At 70.7% G+C, this 12,365-nt stretch carries 11 protein-coding genes and 1 tRNA gene; 7 read left to right on the forward strand and 5 right to left on the reverse strand.

Translation table 11 applies throughout. The features are described from left to right. The first annotated feature begins 39 nt into the window (after positions 1-39). Both ACH54P_RS29100 and ACH54P_RS29105 read left to right on the forward strand, forming a co-directional pair. The gene (locus ACH54P_RS29100; RefSeq protein WP_489906527.1) at positions 40-786 is read left to right on the forward strand and encodes a FadR/GntR family transcriptional regulator; all 747 of its coding nucleotides are present in this window, start codon (positions 40-42) and stop codon (positions 784-786) included. Between the two features lie 10 nt (positions 787-796). Further along, entirely contained in the window at positions 797-1,837 is a 1,041-nt protein-coding gene (locus ACH54P_RS29105) for a patatin-like phospholipase family protein (protein ID WP_489906528.1), read from the forward strand. Here ACH54P_RS29105 and ACH54P_RS29110 read toward each other — a convergent pair. The 4 genes from ACH54P_RS29110 to ACH54P_RS29125 all read right to left on the reverse strand — a co-directional run bounded on the left by ACH54P_RS29110 (position 1,823) and on the right by ACH54P_RS29125 (position 7,562). Continuing rightward, positions 1,823-2,404, reverse strand: coding sequence for a class F sortase (locus ACH54P_RS29110; RefSeq protein ID WP_489906529.1), 582 nt, complete (start codon positions 2,402-2,404; stop codon positions 1,823-1,825). The two genes, ACH54P_RS29105 and ACH54P_RS29110, sit on opposite strands and share 15 nt — an antisense overlap. Next, the gene (locus ACH54P_RS29115) at positions 2,401-3,153 is read right to left on the reverse strand and encodes a hypothetical protein (protein WP_489906530.1); all 753 of its coding nucleotides are present in this window, start codon (positions 3,151-3,153) and stop codon (positions 2,401-2,403) included. The genes ACH54P_RS29110 and ACH54P_RS29115 overlap by 4 nt, the downstream gene beginning before the upstream one ends. Positions 3,154-3,212: 59 nt before the next feature. Continuing rightward, entirely contained in the window at positions 3,213-4,253 is a 1,041-nt protein-coding gene (locus ACH54P_RS29120; RefSeq protein ID WP_489906531.1) for a trans-sulfuration enzyme family protein, read from the reverse strand. A gap of 90 nt (positions 4,254-4,343) precedes the next feature. Further along, positions 4,344-7,562, reverse strand: a complete 3,219-nt coding sequence (locus ACH54P_RS29125) for a penicillin acylase family protein (RefSeq protein WP_489906533.1) — start codon at positions 7,560-7,562, stop codon at positions 4,344-4,346. Between the two features lie 140 nt (positions 7,563-7,702). On the opposite strand from ACH54P_RS29125, the gene ACH54P_RS29130 reads away from it, so the two are divergent. From ACH54P_RS29130 to ACH54P_RS29145, 4 genes are all read left to right on the forward strand, one after another. Next, complete coding sequence (locus ACH54P_RS29130; protein ID WP_489906534.1) at positions 7,703-8,077, forward strand: FKBP-type peptidyl-prolyl cis-trans isomerase; 375 nt, start codon at positions 7,703-7,705, stop codon at positions 8,075-8,077. A gap of 89 nt (positions 8,078-8,166) precedes the next feature. After that, positions 8,167-8,922 carry a S1 family peptidase gene (locus tag ACH54P_RS29135; RefSeq protein WP_489906535.1) on the forward strand — a complete coding sequence of 252 codons (756 nt, stop codon included), beginning with the start codon at positions 8,167-8,169 and terminating at the stop codon, positions 8,920-8,922. Between the two features lie 161 nt (positions 8,923-9,083). Then, positions 9,084-9,836 (forward strand): S1 family peptidase, encoded by a 753-nt coding sequence (locus tag ACH54P_RS29140; RefSeq protein ID WP_489906536.1) that lies wholly within the window; start codon positions 9,084-9,086, stop codon positions 9,834-9,836. Between the two features lie 115 nt (positions 9,837-9,951). Continuing rightward, the gene (locus ACH54P_RS29145; RefSeq protein WP_489906538.1) at positions 9,952-10,692 is read left to right on the forward strand and encodes a S1 family peptidase; all 741 of its coding nucleotides are present in this window, start codon (positions 9,952-9,954) and stop codon (positions 10,690-10,692) included. 194 nt (positions 10,693-10,886) lie between these two features. Here ACH54P_RS29145 and ACH54P_RS29150 read toward each other — a convergent pair. Continuing rightward, positions 10,887-10,972 (reverse strand) — tRNA-Leu (locus tag ACH54P_RS29150). Between the two features lie 130 nt (positions 10,973-11,102). Here ACH54P_RS29150 and ACH54P_RS29155 point away from each other — a divergent pair. Next, complete coding sequence (locus tag ACH54P_RS29155) at positions 11,103-12,344, forward strand: FHA domain-containing protein (RefSeq protein WP_489906539.1); 1,242 nt, start codon at positions 11,103-11,105, stop codon at positions 12,342-12,344. Positions 12,345-12,365 lie beyond the last annotated feature (21 nt).

The following is a 12,365-nucleotide window of genomic DNA, read 5'->3' on the forward strand; positions in this document are numbered from 1 at the left end:
GACCAGTAGCCTGCACGCGAAGGACGTCGAGGTCAAGGGATGCGGTTCGAACCGGTGGCTCCGGTCCGCGCGTACGAGCGGGTCGTCGAGCAGATCGAGCAGGCCGTGGTCAGCGGCGCGCTCAAACCGGGAGAGCGCCTGCCCAGCGAACGCGAACTGATGACGCAGTTCGGCGTCGGCCGCTCGACGATCCGCGAAGCCCTGCGCGTGCTGCAGGCCGCCGAAATGATCCGTTCGCGGCCCGGCGATCCACGCGGTCCCGAGGTGCTGGCCGCGTCGCCCGTCGCGCTGCACCGGTCCATGCACCGGCTCGCGCGCGCCGACCACGTCGGGCTCGCCGAGCTGCTGCAGTTCCGGATGATCCTCGACGGCTCGGCCCACCTGCTCGCCGCCGAGCTCCGCACCGACGACGACCTGACCGGCCTGGACGCGGCCTTCGAGTCGATGCGCGAAGGCGTTTCGCACGGCTATGCCGAGTTCAGCCGCGCCGACGTCGCCTTCCACGAGGTGATCGCGCGCATCTCGCGCAATCCCCTGCTGGTGGTCAGCGAAGAAGTCGTGCGCGGGGTGGTGCTGGAACTGATCGAGGACAAGCTCGAGCACGCCAGCAACCGGACGTCGCTGATGCGCACCTGGCTCGCCCACCACGCCGAGGTGCTCGACGCGATCCGCGCGGCCGACGGCGCCGGCGCGGCCCACCTCGCCAAACAGGCGTTGTACGACAACTACGCCGAATACGTGCCCACCGCGCAACGGCCTCTGCTCATGCCGCTGCTGCGGCCCTAAACTCGGCCGGGTGGATGCGGCGAAACGGGACGGCGTCGGCCTCGCGCTCTCGGGCGGCGGCTACCGCGCGATGCTCTTCCACGCCGGCGCGCTCTGGCGGCTCAACGAACTCGGCTGGCTGCCCAAGCTGACCACCGTCTCCAGCGTCTCCGGCGGTTCGATCGCCGCGGGCGTCCTGGCGCACTCGTGGCACAAGCTGTGGTTCGGCGACGACGGCGTCGCGGAGAACTTCGGCAAGGAGGTCGTGCAGCCGCTGCGGAAGCTGGCCCGGACCAGCCTGGACGTCCCGGTGACGCTGAAGGCGATGCTGATCCCGTGGCGCAGCGCCGGCGAAGAGCTGGCGCGCCGGTACGCGAAGCACCTCTTCGGCGACTGCTGCCTCGCGGACCTCGACCCCACCGGGCCGCAGTTCGTGTTCACCGCGACCAGCCTGCAGGACGGCTCGCTGTGGTGGTTCTTCCGCCAGTCCGGCCCGCACGGGCAGGTGCCGCTCGCGACCGCGGTGGCCGCGTCGTCGGCCTTCCCGCCGATGCTCTCGCCGGTCGTGATCCCCGACCCGCACCAGCCGGACCGGAAGATCGTGCTGAGCGACGCGGGCGTGTACGACAACCTCGGCCTCGACCCGATCGAGAACCAGCGGGCGGTCGTCCTGGTCAGCGACGCGGGCAAGAAGATGAAGCCCAAGGCGAACCCGATGCACAACTGGCCGATGCAGCTGCTGCGCGTGCTGACCGTGATGGACAACCAGGTCCGCGAGCTGCGCACCGGCTCGCTGCTCAAGGCGTACGAGGACAAGCAGTTCGGCGGGGCGTACTGGGCGACCTACAGCGACATCGAGAACTTCGAGCTGCCGGACGCCCTGCCCGCGCCCGCCGAGCTGACCCGGCGGCTCGCCGAGACGAAGACGCGGCTCGCGAGGACGTCCGAGAACGTGCAGGACCAGCTGATCAACTGGGGTTACGCCGTCTGCGACGCCGGCATGCGCAGGTGGGTCGACCCGGCCGCCGTCCCGCCGAAGGCGTTCCCCTACCCCGGCTCAGGCGTGGGCTAGCTTCGCGTAGACGACGATGTTGTCCCGGTAGCTGTGCTCGGCGTGGTCGAACGCGCCACCGCACGTGATCAGGCGCAGCTCCGGCTGGTCGCTGTTGCCGTAGACGGCGTCGCGCGGGAACGTGTCCTTCGGGACCTGGGTGACGCGGTCGACGACGAACTTCAGCCGCTGCCCGTCGCTGCGGTCGATGTCGACCTCGTCGCCGGGCCCGAGGTCCTTGAGCTTGAAGAAGATCCCGGGTTTCTTGTCGCCGTCGACGTGCCCGAGGACGATCGCCGGGCCGACGTCGCCGGGCACCGGCGAGAGCTTGTACCAGGCGGCCTGCATCGGCGTGTGCACCGACGGGACGGAGATCGAACCGTCGGTCTTGACCGCCACCGCGAGCAGGCTGGACTCCGCCCCGATCTTGGGGATCTTCACCGCCGTCGGCCGGAGCCCCTTGAACGGCGCCGTCACCGGTACCGAGGGCGGAACGGGTGGCGGCGCCGCCTGGGGTGGCCCCGGGGTGCTGCAGGCGGCCAGCGTCAGGACGAGCGCGAGTGCCGCGCCCGCTCGGCGGACCGTCACCAGGCCGTGCCGCCGAAGCCCGTCTCGACCCCGCCCTTGGGCGCGACCTTGACCTGGGCCTTCGGGGCGCTGTTGCCCGGCGCGACCGGCGTCGCCGGGGTGATCGGCCCGGTCGTCGACGGCGACGCACTGGTCGTGCCGGCCGCGGTGCTGGTCGTCGGCGGCTCTTCCGGCTGCTCCTGCTCGAACTCGACGACGCCGTTGCCCTCGGCGCCTTCGCAGGTCCAGCTGAACTTGGCGGTCGTGGTCCCCGCGGGCGCGTCCACGACGCGCACGGAGTAGTTCCAGTAGCGGCCGTCGGCCTCGTCCTGGTCCGGGCCGCCGGTGACGCTCAGGTACTGGGTCGCGACCCCGCCGGGCCGGCCGGCCGCGCAGGCGATGACCAGGACACCTTCGCCGCCGAGGCCGATGAAGCCGTGGCCGGCCTTGTCCTGGTAGTCGTCACCCTTCGGGGGCTCCTGCGTGTCTTCCTTCAGCTCCGGCCCGGCCGGGGGCGCGACCCGCTTCTCGGTCGTCTTGACGTCACTGGTCCCGGTCGGCTCGGCGGTCCTGATGGCCGAAGTGGACGAAGGCACCGTGGTCGGGGACTCCGCCGTGGTGCTCGACGTCGTTTCCGAGGTGGACGTGCTGGTTTCCGTGGCCGGAGTGGTGGTGGTTCCGTCCTGCGCGAGCGCGGCCGGCGCGGCGGCGAAGGTGGCGAGCGCACCCGCGAAAACGACCCCGGCGACCCGGCTCAGCGTTCTGCCCACGATGACTCCCACGGCGTTGACCTGCAATGCCGCGACTATCGAGGATTCACTCGTCCGCGTTACTCCGGAAGGGCGAACGTCAAATCCCGCCAGAGGTCCTCCGGGTCTTCGAGGCCGACGCTGAACCGGATCAGCCCGGCCGGGACCCGCTCCTCGCCCGCCAGCCACGCCCGCCGCTCGACCAGGCTCTCGACACCGCCGAGGCTCGTCGCCGCCCGGATCAGTCGGACCGACGCGCAGAACCGGTCCGCCGTCTCGGCGTCGGCCAGGTCGAAGGCGACCATCATCCCGAAACCGGGGTAGCGCACCTTCCGCACCGCCGGGTGCCCGGCGAGCCGCTCCGCCAGCAGCGCGGCGGTGCGGGACTGCTCGGCGAGCCGGACCGGCATGGTCCGCAGCCCGCGCAGCGCGAGCCAGGCCTCCAGGGCGCCCGGCGTCGAGCCGACGCGCGTCCGCGCGCCGCGCAGCTCGGCCGCGACGGCCGGGTCCTTGGCCACGGTGATGCCCAGCAGCAGGTCGCTGTGCCCGCCGATCAGCTTGGTCGCGCTGTGCACGACGACGTCGGCGCCGAGTTCGAGGGGCCGCTGCTGCAACGGCGTCGCGAAGGTGTTGTCGACGACGACGCGGCCGCGCGCGGCCGCGGCGATGGTCTCGATGTCCATCACGTCGAGGGTCGGGTTGGTCGGCGATTCGAGCCAGACCAGGTCGGACGTCGCGGCCTCGGCCACCCAGGCTTCGGTGTCCGTCGGCTCGAGCTCGGTGACGGCGAGCTTGCCGAGCTTCTGGGCGTGGGCGAGCACCCCGCGCGTCACGGCGTAGCTGAACGTCGGCACGACAACCCGCGACCCGACCGGCAGCAGGTCCAGCACCGCGGACAGCGTGGCGACCCCGGACGCGAACGCGGTCGCGTGGCCACCCTCCAGCGCGCCGACGACTTCTTCGAGCGCCACCCAGGTCGGGGTGCCTTCGCTGCGCGCGTACGTGAAGTCGCCGCCGGCTTCGAAGGTGCTGGCGGCGACGAGCGGGGTGTTCAGCGGCTCGCCGGGTCCGTGCGGCCGGCCGGCGGCGATGGCCTTGGTGCGGGGCGTCCAGTCGTCCATGCGATCACGGTAAACCGCAGGTCGGCCCCGGTCACTGTGACGAAGACGGCCGGCCCGCCCCCGCGTCCGCGGGCGGGCCGGCCTGGCTTCTCAGTGGGCGTAGACCTCGAACTCGTAGAGCGAGTAGCCGTACTTCGTGCCGCGCTGGACGCCCTGGAGTTTCACGAACCTCGCCGTCGTCGTGGCGAACGAGACGTTGTCCTGCCCGCCGTCGCCGTCGGTGACCACGGCCGCGTCCGTCCAGTGGACCGCGTCCGGCGAGAGCTGGATCCGGTAGCTCTTGCCGTACGCCGCTTCCCAGCTGAGCATCACCCGCGAGACCTGCTGCACCGAACCGAGGTCGACGGTGATCGCCTGGTCGTCGCTCCAGTCGCTGGCCCACCGGGTCGAGGCGTTCCCGTCGATCGCGTTGGACGCCGGCGAGTTGTAGAAGCCGGTTTCGGCGCTGGTGGCGCTGACCGTCTTCGCCGCCGCCAGGTTCGCGACGTTGTCCCCGCGGTGCGCGGCGTACTCGACAACCTGCTGGAACGTCGGGCGGTTCTGCCAGCTGATCTTGTCCTGCGTGATGCCGCCGAGCGGGTTGTGGACGATCGTGTCGGCGCACCACTGGTCGCCCGCGGAGCAGGACGCGTCACCGGGGTAGACGGTGTTCGCGGCCTGGCCGGCGGCGGTGGTCAGCGAGTCGACGAGCGCCTGGCGGCACGCGGTGACGTCGCCGTTGCCGCAGAACGTCTGCCCGAGCGGACCGGCCACCGGCTGGCCGAGCACCTGCCGGATGTCCTTGCTGACGTAACCCCACCAGCCGAACTGGAACGACGAGCCCTTGTGCGGCTGGCCGGTGTGCTGGCCGTTGCCGTTCTGCCACCCGGACGGGCTTTCGTTGATGGCCAGCACGCCGGTCATCGCGTTGTAGGCGTTGTCGCCCATGCCCGGCTTGAACTCGGCCTGGACGAGCAGCGGCCACCAGGCGTCGAAGATCCGGATCGCGTCGGCGTCGGCGTACGCCTTGCTGCCGGCCGAGGTCTCCGTCCGCAGCTGACCGTGCGAGAGCCACGTCTTGAGCTTGGCCTCGGCGTCCGCCGCCGCGCCGGTGGTGGGTGTCTTGTCGAGCACCTGCAGCAGCAGCGGCAGCACGCGTTCGGCCCGCAGGTCGGCCAGCGCGGCCTCCTCCATCGCCTGGGTCAGGTTGACCCGGGTGACCTTGGTGCCGCTGGAAATCAGCTTCTTGACGCGCGAGTCGAGCAGGTCGACGCGGTGCACGGCGGACTTGTCCGCGCCCGCGGCCGCGTAGCCGTTGGCCTGCGCGTTGTTCCAGCTGACGTAGTAGTCCTGGTTGATCGACTGCGGGTGCTGCGACGGCGGCGTGTAGGTCGCGACGTTGCCGGCCGGGTTCCAGCCGGTCCAGTCGTGGCCCTGGTCGCCCCACACCGGCATGTTCGGGTCCACATTGGACTGCCGAGCCGGGTTGGCGCCGGAGTTGTAGTAGGCGATGTCCTTGGAATCGGCGTAGAACCAGTTGAACGTGTAGTTGATGTCCTGCGCGGCCTTCTGGAAGTCCGCCGCGGACTTCACGAAGCCCGGGTCGTTCAGCTCCTGGAAGCCGATCAGCGAGTCGACCTCGTGGAAGTAGGACGAGCGCAGCGCCGCGTACGCCACCGGCTTGCCGCCGACGGTCGCCCGGCTCATCACCGGCCCGTACTTGGTCCGGTAGCTGCGCAGGGTGTACGAGCCCGCCGCGGTCCCGTCGGCCACGGTCGGCTTCCACGCGTTCTTGACCTCGACGGTCTCCATCGGGAGGCACTGGCCCTGGTAGGTGTAGTAGTTCGAGTCCTTCGTCGGCGCCTGGCCGCTCGGGTCGCACAGCTGCAGCGCGTAGGTGTCGATGATGTCCTGCGCCGACGTCGTCGCGCTCCACGAGTAGTCCTGGCCGCGGCCGAGGAGCACGTACAGGCTCAGGCCCGCGAACGCCGCGCCGCGCGCGCTGATGCCCGGCCCCTGCAGCTCCTGCAACATCAGCAGCTGCGGGGCGAAGTAGCCGGTCTGCGGGCCGAACACCGCGACCGGGTGACCGCTGGCGGTCTTCGCGCCGGAGACGAGCAGCGCGTTGGACATGCCGTGCTTCTCGCTCAGCATGTTCGCGGGCAGCACGCCGTTCTCGAACATCCCGCGGGCGGGTTCCTGCTCGGCGGGGGCGGCGACGTCCACAGTGGACGGCGTCGCGGTCGAGGCCGAGCCGGTCTTGTCGAACACCAGCTGCTGCGACGTCACCGAGCCCTTGTCCGGCAGGGCCTGCCCGACCGCGTTGGCCGGCGTCTTGCCGTACGGGAAGGTCTGGCCGTCGTGCAGCGTCTTGATCGCCTCGGGGTCGTCCTCCGCGCGCAGGCTCTGCCACACCTTCTCGCCCTGCACGACGCCGTACTTCTCCTGCAGCGCGAGCTTCGCGATGGCGTTCTGCACCTCGCCGCCGCCGCCCGCGCCGAACTCGGCGCCGACCAGCGAGGCGAGCGCGACCAGGTCGGTCAGCTTGAACGGGTCGATCGACCCCGCGTTGGTGATCGAGTCGACGTGCCCGGTCAGCACGTACTCGCCCGGGAAGTACCGGCCGTTGTAGGAGTCGCTGATGTACTTGTTGATGCCCTCGACGTAGGCCTGCGCGTCGGCGAGGCCCTGCGCACCGCGCGGACCGCTCGCGGCGACCTTGTCGATCTGCTGCTGCAGCTCGGCCTCGGTGTACGGCGCGTTCGAGAAGAACTGCTGCTCGAGCTCGCGGTTGGCTTCGGCGCCGCCGGCGAACGGGGTGACCTGCCCGCGGGCGGCGTGGCGCAGGACGTCCATCAGCCACAGCCGGTCCTGCGCGGCCGCGTACCCGGCGCCGAACTCGGTGCCGGCGCGGGTCGTCCCGGTGATGTGCGGGACGCCGAGTGCCTTGTCCCGCACGATCGTCACGTCCGCGCGCGGCTTGGTCGTGCTCGCCACCTGGTCGGCCGGGACGCCGAACGACGAGTCGTTGAAGTACTGGTTGATCGCCCCGGTGCTCAGCGTCTTGTAGCCGTTGGCCAGCGAGGAGTACTTCCCCAGCTGGTCGGCGGCGTGCGCGGGCCTGGTGCCGAGCAGCTTGTGCGCCAGGATCTCCGCGAGGGTGGCGTTGCCGTTTTCGCCGGGCGGCAGGATGTCGCTGCACTGCCCGCCGCAGTAGTCGTCGGGCGACCCGGCCGCCTGGGCGGCCGGCGCGGTGACGGCGACCTGGGTGAGCCCGGCCACGAGGGCCGCCAGTGCCGTAAAGCTCAGGGTGCGGATGCCTCGTCGCATGCCGGGCTCCCCTCCGTCCAGAAGAGTGACGAAGCGCACGCTACCGAGCAGTAGGACAAGTGTGAAGACTTTTCGCGTTTTTCCCTCCTTGGGCGTAGGCCGTTCGGCGCAGCCGGTCACGCGTGGGTACGGTGAGGCCCATGACCTTGGAAAAGCCCCTCATCGACCGCCCGGACGGACCCCCGCCGGCCGAACTCGAGACCACCGACATCACCGTCGGTGACGGCGCGGAGGCCACGCCCGGCAAGACCGTCACCGTGCACTACGTCGGGGTCGCGCACTCGACCGGCGAAGAGTTCGACGCGTCCTGGAACCGCGGCGAGCCGCTGCGGTTCGGCCTCGGCGCCGGCCAGGTCATCTCCGGCTGGGACCAGGGTGTCGCGGGGATGAAGATCGGCGGCCGCCGCAAGCTCGTCATCCCGCCGCACCTGGCCTACGGCGACCGCGGTGCGGGCGGCGTCATCAAGCCCGGCGAGACGCTCATCTTCGTCGTCGACCTGGTCGGCGTTAACTGACTTTCGTCGGCGGTGGCGGGGATTCCCGCCACCGCCGACCTCGTCTTCGCTACCCTCGCCCCCACCATTCACCGGACCAGGGGGCCCGCATGCGCACCCGCGCTCTGCTTTCCGCGACTCTCTTCGCACTGGCGGCGGCGGTGGTCACCGCCGCGCCGGCGAACGCGGTCGCCAACGGCGCCGACGTCCCGCAGGGGACGTTCAAGTTCGCCGCGAAGCTCACGATGACGGACATCCCGAGGCCCGACGGCACGAAGTACAACAGCGCCTGCTCGGGTTCGCTGATCGCCAAGAAGTGGATCATCACGGCCGGCCACTGCTTCCACGACGCGGCCCGCAACCCGGTGTCCGGCCCGGTGCCGTACCCGACGTCCGTGCTGCTGGGCACGACCACCGTGGACAAGCCGGGGGTCACGCGCCACGTCGTGACGGTGTACCAATCGCCGAGCAACGACATCGCGATCGCGGAGCTCGACAAGCCGGTGTACGGGATCGAACCGCTGTCGGTCAGCCACCGGGCGCCGGTCGTGGGCCAGAAGGTGACGCTCGCCGGCTGGGGCAGCCTCACCTCCGTCGACCCGACGCCGGGCACGAAGCTCCAGCAGGGCCAGCTGAAGGTCGCGACGGTCGACCCGCTGTACACCGGCGTGAAGGGCTTCGCCCCGACGTCGACGACGAGCGCGTGCACGTACGACTCGGGCGCCCCGTACTTCGTCCCGGCGGGTACGAACGGCGGCCGGATCGTCTCGGTCGAGAGCGACGGCCCGGACTGCCCGCACGACCAGGCCGAAACCACCGCGCGCGTGGACGTGGTCGCGGACTGGATCGCCTCGCTCATCGGCTGAGAGATTTCCGGGCCGGGACATTTCCGGCAAACGGCCCCGGCGCGCGTCGCCGGGGCCGTTTTCTTACCCCGAGCAGAGCATTTCCGCCCCCGCGAACCGTCGCTACGCTCGAAGGTGATCACCGGCGCGGGGCGCCGGTGCGTGACAAGGGGGATCCACCGATGCGCGTTCGCGCCGTGCTTTGTGCTGCCCTTTTGACGTTGACCGCCGGTCTCGCCACCGCGGCTCCCGCTTCGGCCGTGGCCAACGGCTCGGACGTCCCGGCCGGCCAGTTCGGTTTCGCCGCCAAGCTCACGATGACGAACATCCCGAAGCCCGACGGCACCAAGTACAACAGCGCCTGCTCCGGCGCGTTGATCGCCGCGAAGTGGATCATCACGGCCGGCCACTGCTTCCACGACGCCAACCGCAACCGGGTCTCCGGACCGGTCCCGTATCCGACGTCCGTGCTGCTCGGCACGGTCGACCAGAGCACGCCGGGCGTGACGCGCGGCGTCGTCACCGTGTACCAGGCGAGTGCCAACGACATCGCGATCGCGACGCTCGACGCCGACGTAACGGGGATCACGCCGCTGACGGTCAACCGGGTCACGCCGTCCGTCGGTCAGCTGCTGACGCTCACCGGCTGGGGCAGCCTCACCGCGACCAACCCGGCACCGTCGACGAAGCTGCAGCAGGGCACCGTGAAGGTCGGCCAGGTCGCCACCGCGACGCTGGGGGTGCTGGGCGTCGCCCCGACGTCGACGACGAGTGCCTGCGTGTACGACTCGGGGGCGCCCTACTTCGTCGCGGGCGGCTCCGGTGGGCAGCTCGTGTCCGTCGAGTCGACCGGGCCGGACTGCCCGCACAACCAGCTCGAAACCACCGCGCGCGTGGACGTCGTGGCGGACTGGATCGCCTCGCACATCGGCTGACCGCCGGCCGGGCGTCACCCGATGGTCCACCGGGTGACGCCCGGCCAGGGAATTCCCCGGCCCGCGCGCCGGCCCTAACGTCGAACGTCGACCACCGATTCGACGAAGGGGAAGAATGCGCCTGCGCGCCCTGCTCGCCGCTGCCGTCCTGACCATCACCACCGCCCCCGCCGCCTTGGCCGCGCCGGGGATCGCGCACGGTTCCGACGTCCCACCGGGGCAGTTCGAGTTCGTCGCGAAGCTCGCGATGACGAAGATCCCCCGCCCGGACGGCTCCACGTACAGCAGTTACTGCACCGGTGCCCTGGTGGCGCCGGCCTGGGTCGTCACGACGGGGCACTGCTTCCACGACGCCCACCGCAACCGCGTCTCGGGCAAGACGCCCTACCCGACGACGGTGACGCTGGGCCTGGTCGACGAAGCCACGGAATCCGGCATCGCCCGCAAGGTCACCGAGGTCGTCCAGGCCAAGGAGAACGACGTCGCCCTGATCCGGCTGGACACGCCGGTGACCACCGTGGTCCCGCTGAGGGTCGGCCGAGCGGCCCCGAAGACCGGCCAGCGGCTCACGCTGGCGGGCTGGGGCAGCCTGACGGGCACGGACCCGACGCCGGCCACCCGCCTGCAGCAGGGCACGGTGACGGTGGCGAAGGTGGAGCCGACGACGCTGGGCGTCCGCGGAGCATCGCCCGATAGCACGACGAGCGCGTGCACCTACGACTCCGGCGCCCCGTACTTCACGGCCAACGAGCTGGTGGCCATCGAAGCCACCGGCCCCGGCTGCCCCCACGCGGACATCGAAACCGCCTCCCGAGCCGACGTAATAGCGCCCTGGATCACCCAAACAACGGCCTGATACACCCCAAACTCCGCCGAGAGCGAACACCACGCAGAGCCAAACGGGTGATATTCCCCACCAGCAGGCCCTCCCGCAACCACGCTGGAAGGTGCGGGACGGCACCGTGGGGGGGTCCGGGGGGGGTCGGCCCCCCGGGAGAGATAGGGCCAACGGGAAGAGGCCCCGGCGCGCCAGCGCCGGGGCCTCTTCCATGGTGGGCGAGGAGGGAGTTGAACCCTCACGTCCTTTCGGACACACGGACCTGAACCGTGCGCGTCTGCCATTCCGCCACTCGCCCGAGTGCTTCTCTCTGACAGCGAGGAGAAGACTAGCAGGTCGTTTGAACGGGTTTCACCGGGGGCCGTGTCGAGGCTCGCTCACCCGGATAGGATCGGTGCGGAAGCACACGTGTGAGGAGGTTTTCCCCGGTGGGCCGCGCTGAGCGTTTCGACAGGCGACTCGAGAACCTGGTGGGGAACACTTTCGCGCGCATGTTCGGTGGCAACGTCGTCACGCAGGAAGTGGCGATCGCCCTTGAGCGGGAGAGTGAGGAGAACGTTCGTGAGCTGGCAGGCGGTCGGCAGCTCGCCCCGAATCACTACATCGTGTCCTTGGGGGCGGCTGACCACGAGCGCATGGCCGGTGACGAGCAACGCGTCACGCAGGTGCTGGCGAAGGCGGTGGCGGAACACCTCGCCGCCGAAGGCCTGGACACCTATGGTGACGTCGTCGTATCACTCGAGCGCAACGAGGCGCTGCATACTGGACAGTTCAAGACCCGTTCGTCCGTCGATCCCGACGCCCGCCCCTCAGGCGCCGGTTCACCGCGGTCGGCACGACCCAGCAACGCAGGAGACCCAGCAATGAGCCAGCCCCCCGGCTACGGCCAATACGACCAGGGTGACCCGTACGGCCAGCAGGGCCAGTACGGCTACGGACAGCAGGGTGGCCAGCAGCCCGGGTACGACCAGGGTTATGGCCAGCAGCAGGGCGGATACGACCAGTACGGCCAGCAGCAGCCGGGTGGCGGTTACGACCAGTACGGCCAGCAGCAGGGTGGCTACGACCAGGGCGGGTACGCGCAGCCCCAGGGCGGCGGCTACGACCAGGGCGGGTACGCGCAGCCTCAAGGCGGCGGCTACGACCAAGGTGGCTACGCCCAGCCTCAAGGCGGCGGCTACGACCAAGGTGGCTACGCCCAGCCCCAGGGCGGCGGCTACGACCAGGGCGGCTACCAGCAGCCCGGGTACGACCAGTACGGCCAGCAGCAGCCGGGTGGCGGCTACGACCAGTACGGCCAGCAGGCGGCGTACGGCCAGCCGGCCGCCGACCCGTACGCGCAGCAGCAGGGCGGCTACGGCCAGCCCGCGGCGGGTCGTCAGCTCGCGGCGAGCCTGCAGCTCGACGACGGCTCGAACCGGACGTACTCCCTGAAGCAGGGTGGCAACGTCGTGGGCCGCGGCCAGGACGCCGACTTCCGGCTGCCCGACACCGGCGTCTCCCGGCGGCACCTGGAGATCACCTGGGACGGCCAGAGCGCGACGCTCGCCGACATCGGCTCGACCAACGGCACGACCGTGAACGGCACTCCGGTCCAGACCTGGCAGCTCGCCGACGGCGACGTCATCCGGGTGGGGCATTCGTCCCTCGTGTTCCGTACACAGGGCTGACTCGGGACACGGAATACTGTT

This window comes from Amycolatopsis sp. N2S4-7 (assembly GCF_058119595.1).

Coding starts and splice junctions, on each gene's coding strand:
- ACH54P_RS29100 (WP_489906527.1), top strand. CDS start 40: ATGCGGTTCGAACCGGTGGCTCCGGTCCGCGCGTACGAGCGGGTCGTC.
- ACH54P_RS29120 (WP_489906531.1), bottom strand. CDS start 4,253: ATGGACGACTGGACGCCCCGCACCAAGGCCATCGCCGCCGGCCGGCCG.
- ACH54P_RS29125 (WP_489906533.1), bottom strand. CDS start 7,562: ATGCGACGAGGCATCCGCACCCTGAGCTTTACGGCACTGGCGGCCCTC.
- ACH54P_RS29130 (WP_489906534.1), top strand. CDS start 7,703: ATGACCTTGGAAAAGCCCCTCATCGACCGCCCGGACGGACCCCCGCCG.
- ACH54P_RS29135 (WP_489906535.1), top strand. CDS start 8,167: ATGCGCACCCGCGCTCTGCTTTCCGCGACTCTCTTCGCACTGGCGGCG.
- ACH54P_RS29140 (WP_489906536.1), top strand. CDS start 9,084: ATGCGCGTTCGCGCCGTGCTTTGTGCTGCCCTTTTGACGTTGACCGCC.
- ACH54P_RS29145 (WP_489906538.1), top strand. CDS start 9,952: ATGCGCCTGCGCGCCCTGCTCGCCGCTGCCGTCCTGACCATCACCACC.